This is a genomic window from Roseobacter fucihabitans (genome assembly GCF_014337925.2).
In the GTDB taxonomy this organism is placed as follows: Bacteria; Pseudomonadota; Alphaproteobacteria; order Rhodobacterales; family Rhodobacteraceae; genus Roseobacter; species Roseobacter fucihabitans.
Window position 1 is genome coordinate 3,514,894 of record NZ_CP143423.1, and the last position, 26,155, is coordinate 3,541,048.

Genomic DNA, 26,155 nt, shown 5'->3' on the forward strand with positions numbered 1-26,155 from the left:
CCTACGGCGCGCGCCGTAAGGTGGGCCTTTGGGCCACCCTTATTCGTCCTCCTCCGCGTCCAGGAGTTCCATATTGAGGCCGAGACCGCGGACTTCTTTGACCAGAACGTTGAAGCTTTCGGGCACGCCCGCTTCAAAATTGTCCTCGCCTTTGACGATGCTTTCATAGACTTTCGTCCGCCCGGCCACGTCATCCGATTTCACGGTCAGCATTTCCTGCAGGGTATATGCAGCGCCATAAGCTTCCAGCGCCCAGACCTCCATTTCCCCGAAACGCTGACCACCAAACTGCGCTTTACCACCCAAAGGCTGCTGGGTGACCAACGAGTATGGCCCGGTCGAACGCGCGTGGATTTTATCATCCACAAGGTGGTGCAGTTTCAGCAAGTATTTGACGCCAACAGTCACGGGACGCGCAAACTGCTCGCCTGTACGACCGTCAAACAGTACCGATTGACCGGATGTGTCAAAGCCCGCACGTTTCAACGAGTCGTTCACATCCGCCTCCTTGGCACCGTCAAAAACCGGCGTTGCGATCGGCACGCCACGTGTGACGTTACCTGCCGCCTCAACGAGGGTTTCCTCATCCATACCGGCGATGCCTTCGTCGTAAACGTCTTGGCCGTATGCATGGCTCATGGCTTCGCGCACAGGCGTCAGATCGCCAGAGCGACGATAGTCCTGCAAGGCCTCATCCACATTGATGCCCAAACCGCGTGCGGCCCAGCCCATGTGCGTCTCGAGAATCTGACCGACGTTCATACGCGACGGCACACCCAGCGGGTTCAGACAGAAATCAACCGGCGTACCGTCCGCAAGGAACGGCATATCTTCCATGGGAACCACCTTGGAAATGACCCCTTTGTTGCCGTGACGTCCGGCCATTTTATCGCCCGGTTGCAGCTTGCGCTTTACCGCGACAAAAACCTTGACCATCTTCATCACGCCTGGGGGCAGATCGTCGCCACGACGGACTTTCTCGACCTTATCCTCAAAACGCGCATCCAAGGTCCGTTTCTGGATCTCGTATTGCTCATTCAGCGCCTCTACGACCTGCGCGTCAGCTTCGTCTTTGAGCGCCAATTGCCACCACTGACCACGGGTCAGCATTTCCAGCAGATCCTCGTTAATCTCCGAATTAGACGCAACGCCTTTCGGACCCTTTACCGCAACCTTACCCATGATCATGGACTTCAGGCGCGCATAGATGTTGCGATCCAAAATAGCCATTTCATCGTCACGGTCACGTGCCAAACGCTCGACTTCTTCACGCTCGATCTGCAAGGCACGTTCGTCTTTTTCCACACCATGGCGGTTAAAGACGCGCACTTCGACGACCGTGCCGAAATCACCCGGCTTCACGCGCAACGAGGTGTCACGCACATCCGACGCTTTTTCACCGAAGATGGCCCGGAGGAGCTTTTCTTCCGGCGTCATCGGGCTCTCACCTTTTGGCGTGATCTTACCGACCAGAATATCGCCCGGTTCCACATCGGCACCGATGTAAACGATGCCCGCTTCGTCGAGGTTGCGCAGGGCTTCCTCACCGACATTCGGGATATCCCGGGTGATCTCTTCTGGCCCCAGCTTCGTGTCACGCGCGGCGACTTCGAATTCCTCGATATGGATCGAGGTGAAGACGTCATCACGGGCAATCCGCTCGGAGATCAGGATGGAATCCTCATAGTTGTATCCATTCCACGGCATAAAGGCGACGACGACGTTCTTGCCGAGCGCCAGTTCTCCCATATCCGTCGATGGACCATCGGCAACCACCTGTCCTTTTTGAACCGTGTCACCCACCTTAACCAACGGACGCTGGTTGATGCAGGTGTTCTGGTTGGAGCGCTGGAATTTACGCATGCGGTAAATGTCCACACCCGCATCGCCCAGTTCCAAATCAGCGGTCGCGCGAATAACGATCCGCTGGGCGTCGACCTGGTCGATGATGCCCGCGCGTTTCGCCATGATCGCCGCACCGGAATCGCGCGCCACGACCTCTTCGATGCCGGTGCCCACAAGCGGGGCCTCGGCCTGAAGCAAAGGAACCGCCTGACGCTGCATGTTCGAGCCCATCAGAGCCCTGTTCGCATCGTCATTTTCCAGGAATGGGATCAACGAGGCCGCGACCGACACCAGCTGTTTCGGGCTGACGTCAATCAGGTCCACATTCTCGGATGGCGACAGCGTATAATCTCCCGATTTCCGCGTGGAAACCAGATCGTTCACGAACTTCATGTCACTGTCGAGGTTCGCGTTGGCCTGCGCCACGGTGTGACGCATTTCCTCGGTCGCGGACATGTATTGCACTTCGTCGGTCACCTTGCGGTTTTCGACCTTGCGGTAGGGTGTCTCGATGAAGCCGTATTTATTCACGCGGGCAAAAGTGGCCAGCGAGTTGATCAGACCGATGTTCGGCCCTTCCGGCGTTTCAATCGGGCACATCCGACCGTAGTGCGTGGGGTGTACGTCGCGCACTTCAAAGCCCGCACGTTCACGTGTCAAACCGCCCGGCCCAAGCGCGGAAAGGCGACGCTTATGCGTGACCTCGGAGAGCGGGTTGGTTTGGTCCATGAACTGGCTGAGCTGCGAAGAACCAAAGAATTCACGTACCGCAGCAGCGGCAGGTTTCGCGTTGATCAGGTCCTGTGGCATCACCGTGTCGATCTCGACAGATGACATACGCTCTTTGATCGCACGCTCCATGCGCAGCAGGCCAACGCGGTATTGGTTTTCCATCAGCTCGCCAACGGAGCGCACGCGGCGGTTCCCGAGGTGGTCGATGTCGTCGATGTCACCGCGTCCGTCGCGCAGATCGACCAGCGCCTTGATGCAGGCCACAATGTCCTCACGGCGCAACGTACGCTGCGTGTCTTCGGCATCCAGAGCCAGACGCATGTTCATTTTCACGCGGCCCACAGCCGAGAGATCATAGCGCTCACTGTCAAAGAACAGCGTGTCAAACAGGTTCGACGCGGCCTCGACGGTGGGCGGCTCGCCCGGACGCATGACGCGGTAGATGTCCATGAGCGCGGTGTCGCGGTTCATGTTCTTATCCTGCGCCATGGTGTTGCGCATGTAGGGGCCGACGTTGACGTTATCGATGTCCAGCAATGGAATCTCGGTGATACCAGCCTCGACCAACTCTTTGGCCGTTCCGCCAATGAGCGTGCCGTCTTTGTCGTATTCCAGCGTCATCTCATCACCGGCTTCGACATAGATCGCACCAGTTTCTTCGTTGATGATGTCCTTGGCGACGAATTTGCCCACGATATGCTCATAGGGCAGCAGCAATTCGGTTACTTTGCCCTCGTCGATCAATTTCTTAACCGCGCGTGGCGTGACTTTCTTGCCCTGCTCAAACAGGATTTCACCGGTTTTCGCATCGACCAGATCGTAGGTCGGACGGGTGCCGCGCACCCGGTCCGGGAAGAACGGGGCGACCCAGCCTTTGTTCTTTTCCAGCTTGTAGGTGACGGTGTTGTAATAGGCGTCCATGATCGCTTCCTGGTCAAGACCAAGCGCGTAGAGGAGCGTCGTGACGGGCAATTTCCGACGACGGTCGATCCGGGCAAAGACGATGTCTTTGGCGTCGAATTCAAAGTCGAGCCAGCTGCCGCGATAGGGGATGATGCGGCAGGCAAACAGGAGTTTACCCGAGGAATGAGTCTTGCCCTTGTCGTGATCAAAGAAAACGCCGGGGGAGCGGTGCATCTGGGATACGATCACGCGCTCGGTGCCGTTCACCACAAATGTCCCGTTCGGGGTCATTAGCGGCATGTCACCCATGAAGACGTCTTGTTCCTTGATGTCCTTGACGGATTTCGCGCCAGTGTCTTCGTCCACATCGAACACGATGAGGCGCAGGGTCACTTTGAGCGGTGCCGAATAGGTCATGTCGCGCTGCTGACATTCCTCAACATCGTATTTGGGCTTTTCCAGCTCGTACTTGACGTATTCCAGCACGGAGGTTTCGTTGAAATCCTTCACCGGGAAAACGGACTGGAAAACCCCCTGGATGCCGTCGCCATCAGTCGGCGTATCCGCATCACCGGAATTCAGGAAAAGATCATATGAGGATTTCTGTACCTCAATTAGGTTTGGCATCTCCAAAACTTCACGGATTTTGCCATAATATTTACGTAGACGTTTCTGGCCAAGGAACGATTGAGCCATAATAGGTGTCACCTTTCAGAGTTCTCACCGGTCGAGGACGCCGTCGGGCCACGGCACCTCGCCCATACGAGACGATACGTTTCGGTCTATTCGTGGTCACCGTCCCACCGGTGTCCTCCCGACCATTGAACCGCATCCTGGAAAAGGTCTTGGGCAAAAGGCCCTTTCCAAGACGGGTTAAGCTGGACCCGAAAATCCTCGGGCCCAGCTTGTTTTTTTGTGCGCGGTACGGAGGTTTAAACGAAGCCCCCAGCCGCACCCTGGAACCAGACCCTTAGGCCAGTTCGACTTCCGCGCCAGCTGCTTCCAGCTTGGCTTTGACTTCTTCGGCTTCGGCTTTGTCGACGCCTTCTTTGATCTTGCCGCCCGCTTCCACGAGGTCTTTGGCTTCTTTCAGACCAAGACCGGTGATGCCGCGAACTTCTTTGATCACGTTGATTTTCGAGGCACCTGCATTTTTCAGGACAACATCGAACTCTGTTTTCTCTTCCTCAGCCGCGCCCGCATCAGCAGGACCCGCCATCATTACGGCGCCACCGGCTGCTGGCTCGATGCCGTACTCGTCTTTGAGGATAGTTTTCAGTTCTTGTGCTTCAAGCAGCGTCAGACCAACGATCTCTTCTGCCAGTTTTTTCAGATCAGCCATGTTTTAGCTCTTTCCGTTTACGATATGTGTGTTCCAACGTCGCGATTTCAACCCGACGCCGATTTGACGATGCTTTAAGCGGCCGCCTTGTCCTCGATCGTGGACAAGATGGATGCGATATTGCTTGCAGGTGCGCCAATAGCACCGGCGATATTCGAAGCAGGTGCGCCCAGCATGCCGGCGATCGTGGAGATAAGCTCCTCGCGCGATGGCATCTTGGACACGGCTTCGACACCGGATGCGTCCAACGCGTTCTCACCCATAGCACCACCGAGAATGACGAATTTATCATTCCCTTTGGCGAATTCCTGAGCAACCTTGGCCGCAGCCACGGGATCCTCAGAAAAGGTCAGAACGGTCATACCCGTCAGAAGGTCAGCAATGCTTGCACATGGCTTGCCCTCAAGGGCGATCTTGGCGAGCCTGTTTTTGGCAACACGCACAGACCCACCCGCATCGCGTGCACGCGCGCGTAGGTCCTGCATTTCAGCAACTGTCAGACCGGCGTAGTGGCTTACCACAACGACGCCAGAGCTTTCAAAGATCTGGCCGAGTTCGTCGACCAATTGTTCTTTTTGTGCTCTATCCACAGTTTCACTCCAAAATTGGGCAGGTTTCCCCGCCCGGCTCAGTTTAGAGATGCGATCTTCTGCACCTCGTTTCGGGTCCAATTCAGGGTCCCGAGACCAAAACCGCCCGAAGGCTGAATTTTCTCGTTTCCCATCTCAGGAAGGAATTATGCGCAAGCTATGCTGCGAACCCTCCGTCTCGGACAGAAAGCAAAGCCGATGGTCTGGCCTTGCCCATCTGACGGGTCGCCCCGTCAAATTTCGGTGTAAGGTGGCCTGAAAGCCCACCCTACGGTATTTATTCAGTGACCGCGTTATCCACGGAGACCGACACGCCCGGGCCCATTGTGGAGCTTAGCGCGATCTTTTTCATGTAGGTCCCTTTGGACCCTGATGGCTTGGCTTTCGACACGGCACCGACGAAGGCGCGGATATTTTCGACCAGCTTGACCTCATCAAACGACACTTTGCCGACGCCCGCGTGTACGACGCCACCTTTTTCCGCTTTGAACTGAACTTCGCCACCCTTTGCCGCTTTCACGGCGGCTTCGACGTCCATCGTCACGGTGCCGACTTTGGGGTTCGGCATCAGGTTGCGGGGACCAAGGACCTTACCCAAACGGCCAACAACCGGCATCATATCGGGCGTCGCGATGCAGCGATCAAATTCGATCTTGCCGCCTTGCACGATTTCCATCAGATCCTCGGCACCTACGATATCCGCGCCAGCCTTCTGGGCTTCTTCGGCTTTCGGACCGCGTGCAAATACCGCAACGCGCACTGTTTTACCGGTGCCGTTTGGCAGGCCTACGACGCCGCGTACCATCTGATCCGCATGACGCGGGTCAACGCCAAGGTTCATCGCAATTTCGATGGTTTCATCAAATTTCACGTTTGAATTCGACTTGATCAACGATACCGCTTCTTCAACGGTCAGGCTATCTTTGCCAGCGAATGCTTCACGCGCCGCGCGCGCTCTTTTTCCAAGCTTTGCCATCTTACTTCACCTCAATGCCCATGGAGCGGGCAGAGCCCAGGATGATCTTCATCGCGGCTTCAATCGAATTCGCGTTCAGATCTTTCATCTTCGCTTCGGCGATTTCGCGCACTTGCTTGGACGTCACATGACCTGCCACTTCGCGGGATGGTGTTTTAGCGCCTGACTTCAGCTTGGCCGCTTTCTTGAGGTAATAAGACGCAGGGGGCGTCTTGATTTCCATCGTGAAGGACTTGTCCTGGTAATAGGTGATCACGGTCGGGCACGGCGCACCGGGCTCCATATCTGCCGTCTTGGCGTTGAACGCCTTACAGAATTCCATGATGTTGATGCCGCGCTGACCGAGCGCCGGACCAACGGGCGGGGAGGGGTTTGCCTGCCCTGCCTTGACTTGCAGCTTCATGCTGCCAACGAGTTTCTTGGCCATGGGCCTTCTCCTTTTCCAACACTGCCCCGGCGCGCCGGTCCAGCTGTTTGCTGTCGTGGTCCGGTCTGGATGCCGCGGCACCCTCGCCTCCCACGTTTGAAATCATGTCTTTCAGCAAGACACGACAAGCACGTCAGATCTGTTTATTGACCTGCGTGAATTCCAATTCGACCGGCGTTTCGCGGCCAAAGATCGACACCGTCACCTTCAGGCGCTGGTTCTCATCATCTACTTCCTCGACCATGCCGTCGAAATCTTCAAATGGACCGTCGGCCACTTTGACCTTCTCGCCCACTTCAAAGTGAATGAGCGTGCGCGGTGCGTCCTCGCCTTCCTGAACCCGGTTCAGAATCGCATTCACCTCGGCATCACGCATCGGCATCGGGCGCCCCTGTGGACCCAAAAATCCGGTGACGCGGTTGATCGAATTGATCAGGTGATACCCGCCATCCGACATCTCCATGTGCACAAGCACATAACCCGGCATGAAGCGACGCTCGGTCGTGACCTTTTTGCCACGACGCACCTCGATCACCTCTTCGGTCGGCACCAGCACTTCGTCAATCTGATCCTCAAGGCCCTGCTCAGCCACGGATGTACGGATTTGTTCTGCGATCTTCTTTTCGAAGTTCGACAGCACACTGACCGAATACCACCGTTTTGCCATCTGATCTTTGGTCCCTGTCTTGCTTGACGCTGCTCGTTACGTCAGAATTTCTACGCTATCCCGGACCCTTAGCCCGCTGCCCTCAACAAAAATCGGCGCGCAACTCGAATCGCCGCGCGCCCTGCTCAAAGCTCAGGTGTGCGAGATACTCCGCACAACCAGATGTTTCAAGGGCTGTAGCAGGTTTTTTAGTCCGGGCCGAGCGCTTCAGCCGAACATGCCCAGGACAGCCTGAAGACCGCCCCGGATTATAATATCAACCGTCGCAAAAAACACGGCCGTCAGGGCCGCTAAAATGAAAACCATCACCGTGGTCAACATCACCTCGCGACGTGTCGGCCAGACAACTTTGGCGACTTCTGCGCGGACCTGCTGGATAAATTGAAGCGGGTTGGTCGTGGCCATTGCGAGACTTTCTGTTTGATCTGAGGTGGCACATAACGGGGCCAGTGAGGAATTTCAAGAGTATCTATGCGCAGTCCGAGCCCTGCCATGGCGCGAAAAGGCCTGCGACAAAACGAATACGCCCCGGCGTGCCCGCCTGTGCCGCCCCGAACCGGATCAACGAAAATCGATAACGCGTTTCTATATTCCAAACAATGTAATTGGCAGGGGCTGAGGGACTCGAACCCACGACCCTCGGTTTTGGAGACCGATGCTCTACCAACTGAGCTAAACCCCTATGCCGGTTTTCGGGGTAGTCGCAATTGCGTTCAGGTTCAAGGGGGATCGGACGGCATTGCGCAAAAAGTCGTTCTGATCAGGCTGCAGGCTCGTCCACTGCGCCCCTTGCGTCTGTTCAGAACAAGATCACATATGACCCAGCCGTTAGACGCAGAACCTGCATATGAAGAGGTCATTTGCGAACGGCAAAACGCCACGCCGATCCTCGCTCGGTGCCCTACTTCGAAGATAATTTAGCCTATTTTTCGGTAAATTTCAGCTCGATACGTCGGTTCATCGCGCGGGCTTGCTCGGTATCGCCTTCCTGAACGGGTTGATATTCCCCGAAGCCATTCGCAGCCAGCCGGTTTGGTGGGATATCCAGAGCATTGACCATGAATTTCACCACGGACAAGGCCCGCCCCTGACTGAGCTCCCAATTATCAGAAAATTTGCCAAAACCCGAAAGCGGGACGTTGTCGGTATGGCCATCCACGCGAATGATCCAGTCAATTTCCGGCGGGATATCATCCGCGACACTCGCGATGATTTGCGCCACCTTGGCAACCTCGCCCTGGCCTTTCACGGAAAGATCGGCACTCCCCGGCGCGAATAGAACTTCCGAAGAGAACACAAAGCGATCCCCCTCAATCCGCACCCCTTCCTGACGACCCAGAACGTCTCGCAGGCGACCAAAAAACTCTGACCGGTATTGTTCCAGATCTTTGGTTTCTGCACTCAGGCGCGCGGTTTCTTCGGCCAACCGCGCGGTTTCTGCTTCAAGCCTGATGCGTTCGGCCTCTTCCAACGCGGCGCGGCGTCGCTCCTCTGCGGCCACCCGGGCCAGCGCCGTGTTCAGATCAGACCCCAGCGATTGCAATCGCACCTGAGAGGCTGCATCTCGCGCAACCGCGTCATCCAGAAGCGATTGCAAGTCACCGAGTTGAGCGCGCAGAGCAGCCACCTGTTGATTGAGCAATTCCGCCTGCCGCTGTGCTTCGGCGGTTATTTCAGTTTCCTGCGCCAGGGACTGGCGGGCCTGTGCCAGAAGTGCCGCACGTCGTTCGGCCTCTGTCGTGCTATCCTCGGCCAGGGTTTCAGCAGCCAATTTCGCAGCGAGGGCTGCGGCCAATTGATCGCGCAGGCGCTCCTGTTCGGCCTGCAACGTCGCTTGCCGGGATTGCAACGATTGGGTCTGTTCTGCGGCGTCACCCTGCGCGGCTTGCAACTCTGCGCGCAACGCCGCCTCGGCATCCCGCAGCGCGGCGGCCTCTTGCTGTGAGCGCGTTACGTTTTCCTCAAGGTCTGCCAAACTTATCAGCGCAGCGGCCAATTGACCGTCCAGATCACCCTGTGACGCGCGCGCCGCCGCCAGCAGCGTCAGCGTATTCTCCGCTTCTTGCCGCTGGGCTTCCAAGGCCAGCGTCATCGCCGTCAACTCCGCATCCGCATCCGCCAGACGCGCCCGCAAAGCCTGCGCCGCAGCGGCCTCGGCAAGCCGCGCGGCCTCTTGCGCGCTCAAGGCTTCCTGTGTGGCACTGAGATCAATTGTTAAATCAGCGACTTGCCCCTCAACGGCGGCATTGCGTGCGCGCAGATCAGCAACCAATGCATCCAATGCCTCTCGGCGCGCAGCGGCAAGTCGGGCAGCCTCGGTCTGGACATCAATTTCACTGCGCGCGGCGGCCAGCGCGAGGTCAAGCGCCTCTTGCTCGCTCAGTAATTCCGCCTGGCTCCGCTCCAATGCGGCGCGCGTTTGCTCCAACGCGGCCACATCGCCCAGCGCCGTATCGCGTTGCGTGATCAACGCAGCAACCTGTGCTTCAAAGCTGGTAATCTGGGTTTGCGCCGCGTTCAATGCGGCGGTCTGTGCGTCCCGCGTCGCACTCAGCGATGCGATCTGTTCACGCGCATCCGTTAGTGAAGTGCGCAACTCTCCAACACGCGCATCCAGCTCGCTGTTGGTTTGTTGTTCCAAACCAAGGGCCTGCGCAAGAACGGCGACCTCGCCTGCGAGTTGATCCAGTTCAGATTCCTGCCCGGTGATCCGTTCGGTCAACACAAATTGCACCACCATGAAAATAGTGAGCACAAACATCAGCACCAGCAACAAACCCGTCATCGCATCCACGAAGCCGGGCCAGATCGCCGCCTGAAACCGTGCTCCGGTGCGTCGTGACAGCGCCATGCTCAGGTCTCTCCGGGCTTCATCTTGATGTTCGCGCGCACACGCCCCGTGCGCAACGCCTCCGTCAGCCCGGACAGATCTCGGCGCAATTCCGCCATGCTTTCCTGACGCCCGGCCGAAATTTCTTCGAGAATCCGCAGCATCTGTACGTCAATCGAGCGTAAGCGCATGCGGCTTTCGGCATCCATCCCGCCATCGGTCTGCGATTGCTTTTCGAGCACGGAAATCAGCCGTTCCTGCCCGTCGGCCACACGTTCCAAGGCAACACTTGCCGGATCCATACCGTCCATCTTCTGGGTCATACGCTCAATGGATCCGGCCAATGTGGCAAGGTTTTCGTTCACCTCTGAGCGGCTGACATCGGATTGCTGAAACATCAGTTGCAGGCTCTCCATCTGCTCGACCATATGCTCAACAACAGCCGCCAATGCCCCCTGATCGCCACTGGCCTCATCCCCGGAGGTAAAGCCCACACGGGTGATCGAACTCAGCCATTCTTCAAGTTCGCGGTAAAACCGGTTCTGGCCGTGACCCGCGAACAACTCCAACAGACCCACAATCAGCGAGCCCGCAAGCCCCAGAAGCGAGGATGCAAAGGCGACGCCCATTCCGCCGAGTTGCGTTTGCAGCCCGCTCATCAGGCGGTTGAATACTTCGACACCGCCCTCGCCCTCTTCGGGTGCGAGGCTGGAAATGGTTTCCACAATGGCCGGCACGGTGGTCGCGAGTCCATAGAACGTTCCCAACAGGCCCAGGAAAATCAACATGCTGACGATATAGCGGGTGATTTCGCGCGCTTCTTCGATGCGGTTCACCACCGAATCCAAAATTGAACGGGTGGAGGAGGCATTCACCTGCATTCGAGCCCCGCGCGCGCGCAACAAGGATGCAAGCGGTGCCAATAATTGCGGCGCTTTGGCGTTGTTATCCAGCGTACCATTGGCGAAACGCTCAATCCAGCGTACCGAGCCAATCAATTGAAAAACCTGATAAAAACAGGCTAAAACACCCAGGATGAACACAAAGATAATGAAACCGTTAAGATAAGAGTTCGCCTCAAACACCGGCAAAACCTGGGGCAGCGCCAAAACGCTACCCGCGCCCGACAACCCCAGAACGATCAGCATCAACATAATCTGGCGCACCGGTTGCGAAAACACCGGCCGGGCCTCTTGATCTGGCGATATCATGCGCTGTTGCTCCCGCGCCTTATTGTTCTGCTCTGGTCGCAGTTTAACCTGAAAACCCGCGCCAGAGCCATGGATTTATGTCGCCAGGTGCCGCACCCGCTGGTTGAGCCATTCAAGATCGGGATCATGCAAGCCAATCTCACTCAGATGCGATGCCGTGTTATAAAGATATTCCGTGTTCGGTCCCATGCCGCCAGTTGCACGCGCGATGACCTGTGCTTGTTCTTCCAGCGCCATCCCGCCGCAATATTGTACGTGATCCGGGTTAATAACATAACAAAGCGCGCCCACCCGCCGCCCGTCCACCAGATCGATGTCCAATTCGCGTTCGATATAGGCCGAGGAAATCAATTCGCGTTCGCGCAAGTAGGTCAGAGTTTCCGCCTCGCGCCCCGCCGCCACGGCCAATGCCACGCCTTCGCAAGCATGGGCGGGGTCCTCATCAAGCGCCAAGACCAGACCAGGGTCCGTTTCGGTTCCGCGGTGGTGGATCGACCACATGCAAAATGATCGCGCATAGCCGGGCAAAGTGGCCACGACCTTTTCGGCCACCTCAAAGCCGGGGTTCCACAACAGGCTGCCGTATCCGAATACCCATAGGGTCATGATGCTGGTTCTCCTTGCCTGCTTCGCGTAAACCTCAAATTGGCGGCAAGGGAAAGGGGTCTGTGATGGTGCCTGTTATCTGGCTCACTATGCTCGGGGTTGTGCTCTGGAGCGGTTTGTGGGGGCTGGCAAGTTTTGGGGCGCAGCGTGGTATCGAGGGTTGGCTGGAGGCGCGCCAGGCCGAGGGGTGGCAGGCAATCCCGAAACGCTCGACCTGGCGCTCAGTCCGCGTGGGGGCACCGTGTTTTTGGGGTTCCTGCCGCTCGGTCCGGCCCCGCGTCTGATCCTGCGCTAGCGGCAATAAGTCCCGTTGCGATAGCGTGCGGTATCAAAGTGGAAATGGTCGCGGTGATAGCGGTCCGCGTTCGGGCCCAAGACCGTACCAAACGGTCCACAGGCCCCTTTGTGCACTTGGCGCATGGCCTTATTCGTGTCACGCGCGTTCCAGCCCTTGAGCACCGAAACCACAGAGCCGTCGCGCATCTTAAATCCTGACACATCAATCGCGCGCCCCTTTCCATGTTCGGAAATACGCGCATCCTTCTTATTGTTGCGCGTCCGGCAAGCATAATGCGCCGCTACGCGCAGGCCCTGCAGGCCACCGCCATGTTTGCGAAAGGCCGGTTTCACCGACCCATCCACCCATATTTTCAACGCCTGCGCGGTGGTGCAATCCATCACCGAGCGTTGGCTCAGCGTTATGCCCGACACCGAACGTACCTTGACCGCCTGATCGATGCCACAACCGGCAATGCGGCCTGGCACACGGCCGACGCGCTCGCCCTGGATCTCGGGATCACCACAAATCGCCCCCTTTGCACGCAGTTTTTGCTGTTTGCGAATGGCGCGTTTCACGGCACGGGTGCGGATCTGGGGGCGCAGCGACGTGCGCGGGCCATCGCCGCGCAGGCTGGCCGCCTGAGCTTCGGGGGAGCGTTGCAGGGCAGCGATGGTGCCACTGCCTTCCAATGTCACCCGCTGCGTGCCACGCGGGCTGTGATCAGGGCGTATCTCGGGGCGCGGCGACGTTTGCGGTGCCTTCGCAGCGGCCATCCCCGCCAAAAGGACAAAAACGAGGACCAAGCCCCTCATTTGGACCGTTTTCCACGCCCGAAATCCGGTGCATCCGTGTCCTGACCCGCCTCGATGATACTGCGACGAATCGCGCGGGTTCGGGTAAAATAATCGTGCAAATGCTCGCCGTCCCCGGTGCGGATGGCGCGTTGCAGCGCAAAAAGCTCCTCGGTAAAACGGCCCAGAATTTCCAACGTGGCATCCTTATTGGTCAGAAAGACATCGCGCCACATGGTCGGATCACTGGCCGCAATGCGCGTGAAATCGCGGAACCCCGCAGCGGAATATTTGATCACTTCGCTGTCGGTCACGCGGCGCAGATCATCCGCGACCCCCACCATCGTATAGGCAATCAGGTGCGGTGCATGGCTGGTCACGGCCAACACCAAATCATGGTGCTCCGCTTCCATTTCTTCGACATTACTGCCGATCTCTTCCCAAAGGTGGCGCAATCTGGCGATGGCATCAGGGTCCGAGCCCTCCACCGGCACAAGCAGCAACCAGCGATTATCGAACAATTCGGCAAACCCGGATTCGGGCCCGGAATGTTCGGTGCCTGCGATGGGATGACCGGGGATGAAATGCACATTCTCCGGCAGGTGCGGCGTCACATTTTCGATCACATCGCGTTTAACCGATCCCACATCGGTCAAGGTCGCGCCCGGTTTCAATGCGCTGGCGATTTCAGCCACGACATCGCCCATCACGCCGACGGGCACACAAAGAACCACCAGATCGGCCCCCTCTACCGCCTCGCGCGCCGTGTCAAACACCCGGTCACACAACCCGATGCGGCGCGCGGTCTCGCGGGTTTCGGCACTGCGCGCGAAGCCGGTGACTTCGCCTGCCAGGCCACGGCGCTTCATCGCCCAGAACATCGAAGAGGCGATCAGACCCAGCCCGATCAGCGCCACGCGGTTGTAAATCACGCTCATGTCGTCTCCCCGAAGCTGCCAAGTGCTGCCAGAACACGGCTCACATCCTCTGGCCGTCCGACCGTGATCCGCAGCGCATCGGGAAAGCCGTAGCCCTTGACCAGCCGCACAAGAATGCCCGCCGCCTTGAGGTGGGCATCCGCCTTGATGGCTTCGTCTTCATCGGTAAAACGCGCCAGCACAAAATTGGCCTGGCTCTCATCGCATCCGATACCCAATTGGCGCAGCCCGCCAATCAGCCGCGCGCGCTGCTCGGCGTTTTCCGTCAGGCACATGTTCACAAAAGCGCGGTCCCGTACCGCCGCCTCGGCACCGGCGAGCGCGACGCTGGACAGATTGAACGGCCCGCGCACCCGGTTCAGCACGTCAATAACCGCCTGCGGCGCATAGCCCCAGCCGACACGCAAACCGCCCAGGCCATAGAGTTTCGAAAAGGTACGCGTCATCACGACGTTGTCACGTGCCGAGACCAGCGCGGCACCCCCATCATAACCGTCAAAGAATTCCGCATAGGCACCGTCCAGCACGAGCAGACACGACGCAGGCACGGCATCGGCAAGCCGGGTCAATTCGGCCATATCCAGCGCCGTCCCCGTCGGATTAGCCGGATTGGCGATATAAATCAGGCGCGTGGCATCGGTGATGCGTTCGATCAGGGCATCCACATCCACCCGCCGGCCCGCTTCAGGGGCAACAACCGGGGTCGCCCCCGCCGCAAGCGCAAAAATACGGTACATCGAAAACCCATGTTCGGGATAAAGAACCTCATCGCCGGGCCCCGCATAGGCCATGGCAAGCAGGCTCAGGATTTCATCCGACCCCACACCGCAGATGAGACGCGCAGGGTCCAGCCCATGGACCTCTGCGATCGCGGCACGCAGGTCCAAATGATCGATGGAGGGGTAACGGTGCACTTCCGCGGTGACCTTTGCAATGGCGGCAATTGCGTTTGGGCTGGTGGCGAACGGGTTCTCATTCGAACTGAGCTTGAGGGGGTTTTCCCGACCCTCGATCTGGGATGCGCCCCCCTGATAGAGGGCGATATCCATTATACCCGGCTGTGGGGTGAGTGCTGTGCTCATGGGGCGGTCTCCTGTCCGCGCGGACCTTATCCGCGTGGTGTGCGCAGGGCTACCATCAACTCGCCAAGTGAGACAAGGTGACCAGTAACAGTCAATGCGCAATTGGGGGGCAGCAGGACAGGTCCGGAGGCTTTGAACTTGCGCAAAGAGGGGTTTGCTCTTTTACCTCGGTCAGGCAGCGCCGATGGATTTCTTCGCGGCTTTGACGTGACTTACCGGACTGTGCGGTCAGATATTGAAGTGTGCGGGGTGTGGCGTCCAGTGCACTCATGAGCCTTAGGTCAGAAGGAGTATCAGACCTCGCGCCAGCCAAACGGGGGTTTTCGCCATCGGTTTTTGACGCAAGTGATGGCGAGCCGGACCGTCGGCTTTTTGCGCAAAACAGATAGAAACCCGTGACTTCAACGCAAAAGCAATGGCACCTACGCTCATTTTGGTCATTCCGGCACAAGCGTCAGGTTGATGAATTTCGTGCCTTGCGTCTCCCCGCCCAGCCAAGCCCACCAACAGCAATGCCCAACAACAGAACCGAAGCAGGCAGCGGAATCGCCGAAACAGCGATCCCGTCAATAGAAAAGCCGTCATTGCGTCTAAAGTTTTTCCCGCCGGATGTGGTGAAATTACCCAAAATGATCTCCGCAGTGGTCACTTCCTGTCCGAAATCAACCAAGACCCTGCGCGCGTTGCCATTGGCAAGTTGGCCGCCGCTGCGCAATTCTTCCGAAGCACCGCCTGCGATAATGCGCAGGAAGGCCCCCGTATCGCTGCCATCGTTGAGCACGAAGGAGAGCTTATTGAAGGCGCTGCCGATATCGACGACCCACTTCATGCCCCAGGTGTCGTTGCTGTCCAGGAACCAGGTCCCACCGGTAGGAACAGTATTCGCCCGCCCGTACACCGATCCATCACGCAGCGCGAGTTCGGTGCCGCTGCCGGTCACCGCGCCACCGTTTCCCGTGCCACCAAGGCTTTCAAACGTGCCAACCGCTGTCGAAAACACCGCCCCCACTTCGCCTTCGCCGAACGTCGCCCCAAAAGCTTCGAAGTCTTCGCCCGTAGTTCCCAAGACCGCGAAGCTGCTGTTATAATCGCCTGCATCGAAAGTAGAGACGGCAATCGTGGCGGCATTCACACTGCTTGCGCATAGAATGGCGGCAGCCGCGAGGGCTGTTCTTACGATACGCATTGCTCGCTCCAGCCCAATTTACAAAAACCTCTTTGCCGCTCATGTTCAATTCGGGAGAGAGAACAACAAAACCATTGCGGATTTGTTAACTCCCTCGATTTAAAACACCGGCGTCAGGTCCACGATTATCCCTCCTTAGGAATAATAGCGTTCATAAATGGATTTTTTCCGGCGAGATTTCGATGAAGACACCCCGATATATCGCCGCTCAGATCATGGGTATTCTGAAGCGAGCGTAAGGCGGTGTGCTCGTTTTTTTGGTTGAACCGCCACCATGATATGGGCACGTTTGCATAAATGCGCCCTACCCTGTTTTGCAACTCGGCCGTCTCGCCGGGTGCCATTCGCTTAAGTGCAAGCCTATGAAACTGCGACCTTTTCTGCGGAACGTCGCCTGGGTTCGACTTGATCACGCTAAAAAATTGCGCGCACATATGCAGCAGTGCAGGTTAGCGCAGCCTCTTTCCAGAACTGTTGGAAAACGAACGATTCTACGTGGGTTCAGAAACGCATCTGCTTTCAGACCAGTGAATAGGATTCTGAAAGGTTTTCGCAGGTTTTTTGCAGCGCCAAAGGCATCTCGATTCCGCAACCTGCCTTAAAAACCTGCGGCACCCTCACAGTATCATCTTATATTTACTATTAGAATCAAATTGATAGGGTTAAAAACCAACCCAAAACTTAAAAACCTGTCATGCACTGTGTCCTGAGATGCACGGGTTGGAGATCAGCGAAAACCAGCCTTTATCTCTACCACAGGTTAAAGCTTTTCCTTGTCAAAACCCCGAGCATCTGTCATATGCCGGATCGCTAACGTTTATCTTTTTCGACCTGCTGTCTCTTATGGACGGTCAGTCTTCGATCCAGACCGACCACGCCAGGCTATCGCAACGACGCGGATAGCATCTACAGAGGAGACCACGGATATGGCCACAGGCACCGTGAAATGGTTCAACACTACAAAAGGCTTCGGCTTCATCGCACCTGACGGCGGCAGCAAAGACGTGTTTGTGCACATCTCTGCCGTTGAACGCGCAGGCCTTACAGGTCTGGCCGACAACCAAAAAGTGACTTTCGACATCGAAGCTGGCCGTGACGGCCGCGAGAGCGCGACAAACATCGCACTGGCATAAGCCATGCGATTGTGAGCAGGCCCGTCGATTTAGCCGGGCGCTTGCAGATAGTCATGAAAAAAGGGGTTGGCCAAGTTTTGGCCAGCCTTTTTTTGTGAGAAAGCCTATGTCGATTGCGACGGGGTTTCGTTTAATCCACTAATCAAGCCGCTCAGCTAGGCTCAGGAACTAAAGGGTTCAGCTATTCCTCTTGGTCTATGCGGTAATTTCAAACATAAATCTTCGCAATGACGCCGCATGACCATCCACCAACGGCAGGGAGAATGCCGGATTATCCGATTTTACGGCTTCGTTTTTTCGAGAATTGCACACCATGGACAAGCGCATTTACGGTCAGATTGCCGGCTTTTCGACGCAGCCAGAACGAAGTACGATAGGGTTGGTTTGGCTGTTACCGCCAGAGGATACGCCAGCATTGCGACGGGTCGATCGATTTGCGGCAAGCTCAAATCCGCGCGCGCCATCCCGTTCACCACTTACGCATACTGCCCGACATAAACGGCCTTGAATCCTCAAGCGTTGCGGCTCCGTTAGCCAAAGCAGTTATCACCGCCGGGTTTTGGTTCCACACAACGCATAAAAATCCACCACCATTCTTTCAGCGATGACCCCACCACCGACCGTAAAAGTTCTGGCACCCTCGCAGCACCAGAGCTTTTGATAGAGGCGCTTAGCCGGTCAAAGCAACACGTGCCAGATCAGCAGGCTTGGCACCAGCATTGCGAAGACAATGCAAAAAAGTTTGGCGGCGTGGCTGACCTTGCCAAACTTCCCATTGCCCAACGCGCTCTCACCATATCCCAGAAAGCTCGCCATGACCGCATAGCCGCGTGCCTCCTGGCGGGTTTCATGCGCCTGGATCGAAGAAAGCGCTTGTTCATTGACCCTGCGTTGGCGCTCTTTTTCGCTAAGTTGATTTTCCAAATTTTCCATATTGCTCATTATTTCACTCACTCCCGGGGCGACTTCAAAACATGGGGCTTCATTCGCCAAAGTCTAGGGCGCCGAGAATAAAAAGGCCGACACTTCCATCGGCCTGTTTATGTATTCTCAACGGCTACTGCTCAGTTAAGCGCCTTATCCGTAATCACATGGGTCCAGGCCCCTTCTGGAGCCTTTGTGATCACCGGGTCTGATCCACCTGCCAAAAGCGACGCAACGGTACGCTCATAATCGGCCGGATCCAAAGCGCCATTGCTGCCGGAGGTCAGCTTTGCAACCTCACCCATCATGCGCTTTTGATGCTCTTCTGTCTGTGCGCCGCTGGCATCATTATCAAGCACAATCTCAGCCGCCTCATCAGGATTGGCTTCGGCGTATTTCCACCCCTTCATGGAGGCCCGCACAAAACGCACCATCTTATCCTCAAATGCCGGGTCTGCGAGATTTTCCTCCAAGACATAAAGCCCGTCTTCGAGTGTTGCCACGCCCTGCTCTTCATATTTGAACACCGTCAGATCATCCGGTGTCAGGCCCGCATCAATCACCTGCCAGTATTCATTATAGGTCATGGTGGACACACAAGCCGCCTGCCCCTGCAACAGAGGGTCCACATTGAATCCCTGCTTCAAGACGGTCACACCCTGGTCGCTGCCATCTGTGGGAATGTCCAGTTTGCTCATCCAGCTGAGGAACGGAAATTCATTACCGAAAAACCACACACCGAGCGTTTTACCCGGAAAATCATCCGTGCTGGTGATGCCCGCATCTTTTCGGCAGGTCAACATCATGCCCGATGATTTGAAAGGCTGTGCGATATTGACCATCGGCAAGCCTTTTTCGCGCGCCGCCAGAGCGGAAGGCATCCAATCCACGGTCACATCCGCGCCGCCCCCGACCAGAACCTGCGTTGGGGCGATGTCCGGACCGCCCGGTTTGATCGTGACATTGAGATCCTCTTCCTCGTAAAATCCCTTGTCCAACGCCACGTAATACCCTGCGAATTGCGCTTGTGTGACCCATTTCAATTGCAGCGTTACGTCATCCGCCGCCTGCGCCACAACGCCCCAAATGCCAAGCGTCGCTCCCGCCGCCAGTGTCGTCAATTTCTTCATCATACTCTCCTTTGTTGTCTTCTTTTTATACTCAATGGCGTTGTGACGGGTGCCAGAATGTCACCGCGCGTTCGATCAGCGCGATCCCACCATAAAAGCCCGACCCCACAACCGCCGCCACGACAATCTCCGCCCAAACCAGATCAAGCGCAAGCTGCCCCACCGACGTGGAGATACGAAACCCCATACCCCGCGTGGGTGAGCCGAAAAATTCAGCAACAATCGCCCCGATCAAAGCCAAAGTGCTCGCAATTTTTAGCCCGTTAAAAACAAAAGGCATCGCTGCAGGCAGGCGCAATTTGAGCAACGTCATCCAATATCCAGCGGCATAGGTCCGCATGAGATCGCGCTGCATCACGGAACTATCTGCGAGCCCTTGCACCGTGTTCACCAGCATCGGAAAGAACACCATGACCACGACGACGGCAGCTTTGGATTGCCAGTCAAACCCGAACCACATGACCAGAATGGGGGCCATGCCGATCACCGGCAGGGCGGCGACAAAATTACCTACCGGCAAAAGGCCGCGGCGCAAGAAATCAAACCGATCCACCAAAATAGCCACCAAAAAGGCCGTCCCGCATCCCAGGACATAGCCGCTAAGCGCCCCTTTGATCACGGTCTGCACAAAATCCTCCCACAGGATCGCCGTGGAGGCGACAAAGCGCATGGCGATCATCGAAGGAGCAGGCAACAGGATCGGGCTGATCTCCAGCCCATGCACAATGCCTTCCCAAACCGCAATCAGCGTCAGGCCAAAGATCACCGGGACAGCCAAGCGCGTCAACCGCGTCCGCGGCAATGCGGCCAGCCAGGCGTTGATCCACCAACCCAAAGCCCAGATGGCAAAGGCAAAAACCAGCCAGATCATGACATGCCCATCCGTTTCAGCGTTACCCGCTGGATCACCCCGATGAGGGCCACGAGGCTGGCCGCCAGTGCAGCCGCCATAATCAATGCGGACCAGATTTGGATCGTCTGACCATAATAGCTCCCCGCCAGCAACCGCGCCCCAAGCCCAGCAATCGCCCCGGTCGGTAATTCACCTACAATCGCGCCGACCAACGAAGCCGCCATCCCAATCTTGAGCGATGTGAATAGATAGGGCATTGAGGATGGCAAACGCAGCCGCCAGAAGGTCTGAGAAGGCGACGCATTCCACGTCCGCATCTGATCGAGTTGCATCGCGTCAGGGCTACGCAAACCCTTGACCATGCCAACAACGATTGGAAAAAAGGAAAGATACATCGAAATCATCGCCTTGGGCAGCAGCCCCGAAATGCCTACGGCATTCAGCACGACAATAATCATCGGCGCAATCGCAAGGATCGGAATGGTTTGGCTCGCGATCACCCAAGGCATCACCGACATGTCCATGGTCCGATTGTAAACGATCCCCACCGCCAATGCGATGCCAAGACCTGTCCCAAGCGCGAACCCCAAGAGCGTCGCACTGAGTGTGATCCAAGAGTGATAGATAAGCGAGCGTTTGGAAGTGATTTTCTTTTCCACAGTGGTTTCCCAAATTTCCACTGCGACCTGATGCGGCGCGGGCAGTTTGGGCTTTTTCTGGCTCCAGGTGTCGAGAATAAGGCTCTGCGCGTTCAACAACTCGCCCGTGCGCGTCGCTTTGTCATAGGCCCAGGGCGCATTGAGCCAGATCGCGGCCACGTACCACAACGCAAAGATCGCACAAACGACTGTCGTTACCGGCAGGACACTCCGGCTCATGAGCGCACGCGCTCTTCATTGTTCCATAAATATGCATATTCAACACTGCACAGCAGGCGAAGTTCTTTGCATATTTTAAGAACAATGAAAGATATATGTGATGAAATCAGTCCACGGTACAGGCAGGCATGCCGATGACCGTGAACGATGAAAGGGGACCTCGCCTCCCCAGACAAACGGCGTATCGGACCCGGACTTTGCCTAAAAGCGGGTACTGTCCGGGCCGATTCAAAACGCTTACTCATGCGAATGCCCCGCGCGGAGCCCTTCTCGGACCCGGTGTGCAACCTCAAGAAAGGCCGGCGTGTCGCGGATGTCCAACGGACGCTCCTTAGGCAAGGGACTGTCGATGATATCCGTAATTCGTCCAGGACGCGGACTCATCACAACGATCTTAGTGCTCAGATAGACCGCTTCGGGGATCGAATGGGTCACAAAGGCAATTGTCTTTTCCGTGCGCGCCCACAGCTTTAGGAGTTGCTCGTTTAAATGATCACGCACGATTTCATCCAACGCGCCAAAGGGTTCGTCCATCAGCAGGATATCCGCATCAAAGGAAAGCGCGCGGGCAATCGAGGCGCGCTGTTGCATGCCGCCTGACAACTGCCATGGGAATTTACGCTCGAACCCGGCCAGTTCGACCAATTCCAAGACGCGCTCCACACGCGCGTCCATGTCGGATTTCGAATAGCCCATGATCTCCAGCGGCAAGCGGATGTTGCCCCCAATCGTACGCCAAGGATAAAGCCCCGCCGCCTGAAACACATAGCCATAGGCGCGCGCTTTTCTGGCCTCTGCGGCGCTTACACCATTAACCGTGATCTGCCCCCCCGTCGGATGCTCAAGATCCGCCATGCAGCGCAGGAATGTCGTCTTGCCGCAGCCGGAGGGGCCAATGAAGCTGACGAACTCGCCCTTTTCTATATTCAAAGACACATCGCGCAATGCATGCACGGGGCCGTCATTGGTCTGGAAGGTCAGGTCGAGGTGTTGGGCGGAAATGACGCTCATCAATACCAATCCGACCGAAACAACTTTGAAAGCCCAGGTTCCGACTCCGAACGGTTGATGACAGGAAACCGCGATAAATGCGGCAACCCAATCAAGAAACCACTATCGTATTCGCTCCGCGAACCCGTAGCTTTACCCCACCCGATCGGAACTCTGATCCCATGCTTTATACCAAGGATCCCACATAACTGCTTGTCGACTTCACGGCTCATGCCGACAATAAGCCTAGGCTTGGCCATGTTCAGAATATTACTCCAGATACTGCGCCCCAACAAAAGTGCCTCTTGCTTGTCTGGAAGAGCCGCCCAAGACGCGGAGCGGAACGGAACCAGATTTCCGGATAAAACGGCTGCTGGTTTGACACGCAGCCTTCGGAATAACGCACAGACTTGTCGTTGCAAAGCACTTTGCCCCGGCGGAGCATTTCCCCAGCTTTCGGTCTCGTAAGCACTCCCCGCCGACGTGGCAAAACGCGAATGACCGGCTTCCTCGACGCGCCCCCCAGGGTTCAACCCGATGAAAGCCACTTCGGCCTCCGAGAGCGTTTCGACAGGGCTGCTCAAAAGACGCCAACCTATGGCGTTCTTACTCCGCACATAAGCGCCACCGATCTTTGCCTCAATTGTCAATAGATCGTCGTTCATCATATCCCCGCCGGAATATTCAGCGGATCGCGCTTGATCATTTTGGGGGCGGTCAGGGCTTTCCACTTGCTCAGCGCCTCAGAGGCGGATGAAAACGCAGGGCGCGGAATGAACCGACCGCGGCCCGGATTGGGTTGGCTATTCTGCCCCCACGCCCAGATGATCTCCCCCCGGTTCAGCGTAAAGCGGCTTTGGGCTTTGACCTCGAAGCCCTCGAACACATTGTAATCTAACACGGAATGATGGTTTGAGGGCGAAATAGTTTTGCTTATCTTGGGATCCCACACAACGATATCGGCATCCGCGCCCTCCACGATCGCACCCTTTCTGGGATAGATATTCAGGATCTTCGCCACATTGGTCGAGGTCGCGGCGACAAATTCGTTTGGCGTCAAACGGCCTGTTTCCACCCCTTCGGTCCACAGCACCGCGAGGCGTTCTTCCAGCCCGTTCGACCCGTTGGGAATGATGCGGAAATCATCGCGGCCTGCGCGTTTTTGTTCGGTATTGAACGCCGCGTGATCGGTCGCAACCACTTGCAAAGATCCCGATTGCAGGCCCGCCCAGAGTGAATCCTGATGGTCTTTGGACCGAAACGGCGGGCTCATCACACGGCGCGCCGCATAATCCCAATCCGTGTCGAAATAGACGCTCTCATCCAGCGTCAGGAACTGGATCAACGGCTCACCGTATACGCGCATGCCCTTTTGACGCGCACGTCGGATCGCCTCATGCGCCTGCTCACAAGACACATGCACAATATAAAGCGGCACGCCTGCGGCATCGGCAATGGTGATCGCGCGATTGGCCGCTTCGCCCTCAAATTCGGGCGGGCGCGAATAGGCGTGACCCTCTGGCCCGGTGATCCCCTGATCGAAATATTTCTGCTGCATCTCGGCGACCAAATCACCGTTTTCCGCATGCACCATCGGCAAGGCACCCAGTTCCGCGCAGCGCTTGAAGGAGGCGAACATTTCGTCGTCCTCAATCATCAAAGCACCCTTATAGGCCATGAAATGCTTGAAGGAATTCACGCCCATATCGACGGCATCCTTCATTTCGTTGAACACATCCTCGTTCCAGCCGGTGATGGCCATGTGATAGCCCACATCGGAACAGATCTGCGGGGCGGATTTACGGTGCCATTCGTTGATCGCGTTCTTGATTGAGCCATCCGCGCCCGGCAGGCAGAAATCCACGATCATCGTCGTGCCACCCGCCGCCGCCGCCCATGTACCGCTCTCGAACGTTTCAGCCGCCGTGGTCCCCATGAAAGGCATTTCCAAATGGGTATGCGGATCAATCCCGCCGGGGATCACATAGGCCCCCTCGGCGTCGATGTATTCATCGCCCGTGAGGTCCGCACCGATCTGCTTGATCACCTCGCCCTCAATCAGCACATCCGCGTCCCAGGTCCGGTCCGCCGTGACGACCGTGCCGCCTTTGATCACCTTTGTCATTTGCTTGGTATCCTTTACGATTTCGTGGCGCGGGTGTGGTTTACCACTCGGGTTGCCAGTTCCGCTTCATCTTCACGTGTATTCTTCAGGAACTCTGCTTGAGCCTCCGGGGTTTTTCCAGAGATAAAAACCGCTGCCGCCTGCCTTGATTCCTCGCGACAGGCTGCGGCCACGGATGCCCCGATTTTGGCCGCTTCAGAGACGCCATCATCCAGCCGAAGCGTTTGCGCACGCATACATGAAACCTGCGTTGCGATTGCCTGATTTATGCGCGCCTCGGGCACCGCCCCCCCCTGGGGCGCGTTCCCTGTTGCGCACCCCGTCAGGATACAGGCGCAAAGGCTCAGAACACTTGTGGGGCGCGCAAAAGGGGGCATATCACCCTATGATCTCTGCTGTTTCCACCACCGCATGCAGCAATACATCGGTGCCCGCCATGGCCCATTCCTTGGAAATCTCCTCAGCTTCATTATGCGAAAGACCATCCACACAGGGGCACATCACCATGGCCGTCGGGGCCACCCGGTTGATCCAGCACGCATCATGCCCGGCACCGGAAATCAAGTCCATATGGCTGTAGCCCAACCGCTCGGCAGCGCCGCGCACCGCCGCGACGCAGCCCGCATCAAACGTCACCGGATCAAAGCCACCGACCTTTTGGAAAGCAATCTCCAGCCCCATATCATCTGCGATCTTCTGTGCCTCAATGCGCAGCCGCGCTTCCATGTCTTCAATCACGCTCAGGTCTGGCGAACGGAAATCGACGGTAAAAACCACCCTGCCGGGGATCACGTTGCGTGAATTGGGATAGACGTCGATATGCCCCGCCGCACCCACCGCATGGGGTTTATGCGACGAGGCGATCTCATCGACTTTTTCGAGCACGCGCGCCATGCCGAGCCCTGCGTTCTTGCGCATCGGCATGGGGGTCGAGCCTGTGTGACTGTCCCGGCCAGTGATCGTGATTTCCGTCCACGACAAGCCCTGACCATGGGTCACGACACCGATCTCCTTGCCTTCGGCTTCCAGAATAGGTCCCTGTTCGATGTGCAGCTCAAAGAACGCATGCATTTTGCGCGCGCCAACCTCTTCCTGCCCGCGCCACCCGATACGGCTGAGCTCATCGCCAAAGGTCTTGCCCTCCGCGTCCACCCGCCCATAAGCCCAATCCTGCGTATGTATCCCCGCGAACACCCCCGAGGACAGCATCGCCGGCGCGTAACGGGTCCCCTCCTCATTGGTGAAATTCGTGACCACAATCGGGTGTTTGGTTTTCACGCCCAGATCGTTCAGCGTGCGGATGATCTCAAGCCCGCCCAACACGCCCAGAACACCGTCATACTTGCCACCCGTGGGCTGCGTATCCAGATGCGATCCGACATAGACCGGCAAGGCGTCCGGGTCGCTGCCCGGACGCGCGGCGAACATATTGCCCATCTGATCGAGCCCCATGGTGCAGCCTGCCGCCTCGCACCATTTCTGAAACAACGCGCGCCCCTCAGCGTCCGCGTTCGTCAGGGTCTGGCGGTTGTTGCCGCCTGCAACGCCGGGTCCGATCTTAGCCATCTCCATCAGGCTCTCCCAGAGCCGGTCCGGATTAATTTTCAGGTTCTGTCCGGGCGCGGGCATGGCTGTGGTCCTTCCTGGCGGTGCGATATTTAGACCATCGGTAATTTTACCATTTGGTAAAGCTACGATTGCCACTCGGCTGGACCA

25 protein-coding genes and 1 tRNA gene are annotated in these 26,155 nt (G+C 57.1%); 2 read left to right on the forward strand and 24 right to left on the reverse strand.

Features of this window, described 5'->3' with window-relative positions:
* Positions 1-39: 39 nt before the first annotated feature.
* The 11 genes from rpoB to ROLI_RS17340 all read right to left on the reverse strand — a co-directional run bounded on the left by rpoB (position 40) and on the right by ROLI_RS17340 (position 12,129).
* On the reverse strand, positions 40-4,176 hold the full coding sequence (rpoB, locus tag ROLI_RS17290; RefSeq protein ID WP_187429010.1) for a DNA-directed RNA polymerase subunit beta: 4,137 nt from the start codon (positions 4,174-4,176) through the stop codon (positions 40-42).
* Between the two features lie 274 nt (positions 4,177-4,450).
* A complete protein-coding gene (rplL, locus tag ROLI_RS17295) occupies positions 4,451-4,822 on the reverse strand; it encodes a 50S ribosomal protein L7/L12 (protein ID WP_187429009.1) in 372 nt (123 codons plus the stop codon).
* 74 nt (positions 4,823-4,896) lie between these two features.
* Entirely contained in the window at positions 4,897-5,412 is a 516-nt protein-coding gene (gene rplJ, locus ROLI_RS17300; protein WP_187429008.1) for a 50S ribosomal protein L10, read from the reverse strand.
* Positions 5,413-5,689: 277 nt separating this feature from the next.
* The gene (rplA, locus tag ROLI_RS17305; RefSeq protein WP_187429007.1) at positions 5,690-6,388 is read right to left on the reverse strand and encodes a 50S ribosomal protein L1; all 699 of its coding nucleotides are present in this window, start codon (positions 6,386-6,388) and stop codon (positions 5,690-5,692) included.
* A gap of 1 nt (position 6,389) precedes the next feature.
* The gene (gene rplK, locus ROLI_RS17310; protein ID WP_187429006.1) at positions 6,390-6,815 is read right to left on the reverse strand and encodes a 50S ribosomal protein L11; all 426 of its coding nucleotides are present in this window, start codon (positions 6,813-6,815) and stop codon (positions 6,390-6,392) included.
* Positions 6,816-6,948: 133 nt separating this feature from the next.
* The gene (gene nusG, locus ROLI_RS17315; RefSeq protein WP_187429005.1) at positions 6,949-7,482 is read right to left on the reverse strand and encodes a transcription termination/antitermination protein NusG; all 534 of its coding nucleotides are present in this window, start codon (positions 7,480-7,482) and stop codon (positions 6,949-6,951) included.
* Positions 7,483-7,689: 207 nt separating this feature from the next.
* On the reverse strand, positions 7,690-7,887 hold the full coding sequence (secE, locus tag ROLI_RS17320; protein WP_187429004.1) for a preprotein translocase subunit SecE: 198 nt from the start codon (positions 7,885-7,887) through the stop codon (positions 7,690-7,692).
* Between the two features lie 201 nt (positions 7,888-8,088).
* Positions 8,089-8,164 (reverse strand) — tRNA-Trp (locus tag ROLI_RS17325).
* Positions 8,165-8,404: 240 nt separating this feature from the next.
* Positions 8,405-10,333: a peptidoglycan -binding protein gene (locus ROLI_RS17330; RefSeq protein WP_187429003.1), complete on the reverse strand. Its 1,929-nt coding sequence runs from the start codon at positions 10,331-10,333 to the stop codon at positions 8,405-8,407.
* Positions 10,334-10,335: 2 nt separating this feature from the next.
* Positions 10,336-11,523 (reverse strand): biopolymer transporter ExbB, encoded by a 1,188-nt coding sequence (locus tag ROLI_RS17335; RefSeq protein WP_187429002.1) that lies wholly within the window; start codon positions 11,521-11,523, stop codon positions 10,336-10,338.
* Positions 11,524-11,598: 75 nt separating this feature from the next.
* Positions 11,599-12,129 (reverse strand): gamma-glutamylcyclotransferase, encoded by a 531-nt coding sequence (locus ROLI_RS17340; protein ID WP_187429001.1) that lies wholly within the window; start codon positions 12,127-12,129, stop codon positions 11,599-11,601.
* 65 nt (positions 12,130-12,194) lie between these two features.
* Between ROLI_RS17340 and ROLI_RS17345 the strand changes: the two genes are divergently transcribed.
* Positions 12,195-12,413: a hypothetical protein gene (locus ROLI_RS17345; protein WP_187429000.1), complete on the forward strand. Its 219-nt coding sequence runs from the start codon at positions 12,195-12,197 to the stop codon at positions 12,411-12,413.
* 7 nt (positions 12,414-12,420) lie between these two features.
* On the opposite strand, the gene ROLI_RS17350 is transcribed toward ROLI_RS17345, so the two are convergent.
* From ROLI_RS17350 to ROLI_RS17365, 4 genes are all read right to left on the reverse strand, one after another.
* Positions 12,421-13,221, reverse strand: coding sequence for an extensin family protein (locus ROLI_RS17350; RefSeq protein WP_187428999.1), 801 nt, complete (start codon positions 13,219-13,221; stop codon positions 12,421-12,423).
* Positions 13,218-14,138, reverse strand: a complete 921-nt coding sequence (locus tag ROLI_RS17355; RefSeq protein ID WP_187428998.1) for a prephenate/arogenate dehydrogenase family protein — start codon at positions 14,136-14,138, stop codon at positions 13,218-13,220. The genes ROLI_RS17350 and ROLI_RS17355 overlap by 4 nt, the downstream gene beginning before the upstream one ends.
* Positions 14,135-15,220 (reverse strand): histidinol-phosphate transaminase, encoded by a 1,086-nt coding sequence (hisC, locus tag ROLI_RS17360; RefSeq protein ID WP_187428997.1) that lies wholly within the window; start codon positions 15,218-15,220, stop codon positions 14,135-14,137. Before hisC ends, ROLI_RS17355 begins: the two co-directional genes overlap by 4 nt.
* Before the next feature lie 454 nt (positions 15,221-15,674).
* Complete coding sequence (locus tag ROLI_RS17365; RefSeq protein WP_338469199.1) at positions 15,675-16,352, reverse strand: VPLPA-CTERM sorting domain-containing protein; 678 nt, start codon at positions 16,350-16,352, stop codon at positions 15,675-15,677.
* A 980-nt stretch (positions 16,353-17,332) separates the two neighbouring features.
* Here ROLI_RS17365 and ROLI_RS17370 point away from each other — a divergent pair.
* The gene (locus tag ROLI_RS17370) at positions 17,333-17,539 is read left to right on the forward strand and encodes a cold-shock protein (RefSeq protein ID WP_007117950.1); all 207 of its coding nucleotides are present in this window, start codon (positions 17,333-17,335) and stop codon (positions 17,537-17,539) included.
* 678 nt (positions 17,540-18,217) lie between these two features.
* Here the strand turns inward: ROLI_RS17370 and ROLI_RS17375 are convergent.
* From ROLI_RS17375 to ROLI_RS17415, 9 genes are all read right to left on the reverse strand, one after another.
* Positions 18,218-18,532 carry a hypothetical protein gene (locus tag ROLI_RS17375; RefSeq protein WP_262386415.1) on the reverse strand — a complete coding sequence of 105 codons (315 nt, stop codon included), beginning with the start codon at positions 18,530-18,532 and terminating at the stop codon, positions 18,218-18,220.
* Positions 18,533-18,603: 71 nt separating this feature from the next.
* Positions 18,604-19,593, reverse strand: a complete 990-nt coding sequence (locus ROLI_RS17380; protein WP_187429037.1) for an ABC transporter substrate-binding protein — start codon at positions 19,591-19,593, stop codon at positions 18,604-18,606.
* 31 nt (positions 19,594-19,624) lie between these two features.
* Complete coding sequence (locus tag ROLI_RS17385) at positions 19,625-20,464, reverse strand: ABC transporter permease (RefSeq protein WP_187428994.1); 840 nt, start codon at positions 20,462-20,464, stop codon at positions 19,625-19,627.
* Entirely contained in the window at positions 20,461-21,324 is an 864-nt protein-coding gene (locus tag ROLI_RS17390; protein ID WP_187428993.1) for an ABC transporter permease, read from the reverse strand. The genes ROLI_RS17385 and ROLI_RS17390 overlap by 4 nt, the downstream gene beginning before the upstream one ends.
* 237 nt (positions 21,325-21,561) lie before the next feature.
* Positions 21,562-22,335: an ABC transporter ATP-binding protein gene (locus ROLI_RS17395; protein WP_187428992.1), complete on the reverse strand. Its 774-nt coding sequence runs from the start codon at positions 22,333-22,335 to the stop codon at positions 21,562-21,564.
* Positions 22,335-22,979, reverse strand: coding sequence for a hypothetical protein (locus ROLI_RS17400; RefSeq protein WP_338469200.1), 645 nt, complete (start codon positions 22,977-22,979; stop codon positions 22,335-22,337). Before ROLI_RS17400 ends, ROLI_RS17395 begins: the two co-directional genes overlap by 1 nt.
* Positions 22,979-24,439, reverse strand: coding sequence for a dihydropyrimidinase (gene hydA, locus ROLI_RS17405; protein ID WP_187428990.1), 1,461 nt, complete (start codon positions 24,437-24,439; stop codon positions 22,979-22,981). Before hydA ends, ROLI_RS17400 begins: the two co-directional genes overlap by 1 nt.
* A gap of 14 nt (positions 24,440-24,453) precedes the next feature.
* Positions 24,454-24,675 carry a hypothetical protein gene (locus ROLI_RS17410; RefSeq protein WP_222869408.1) on the reverse strand — a complete coding sequence of 74 codons (222 nt, stop codon included), beginning with the start codon at positions 24,673-24,675 and terminating at the stop codon, positions 24,454-24,456.
* A 142-nt stretch (positions 24,676-24,817) separates the two neighbouring features.
* Positions 24,818-26,068, reverse strand: a complete 1,251-nt coding sequence (locus ROLI_RS17415) for a Zn-dependent hydrolase (RefSeq protein ID WP_187428988.1) — start codon at positions 26,066-26,068, stop codon at positions 24,818-24,820.
* Positions 26,069-26,155: the final 87 nt, after the last annotated feature.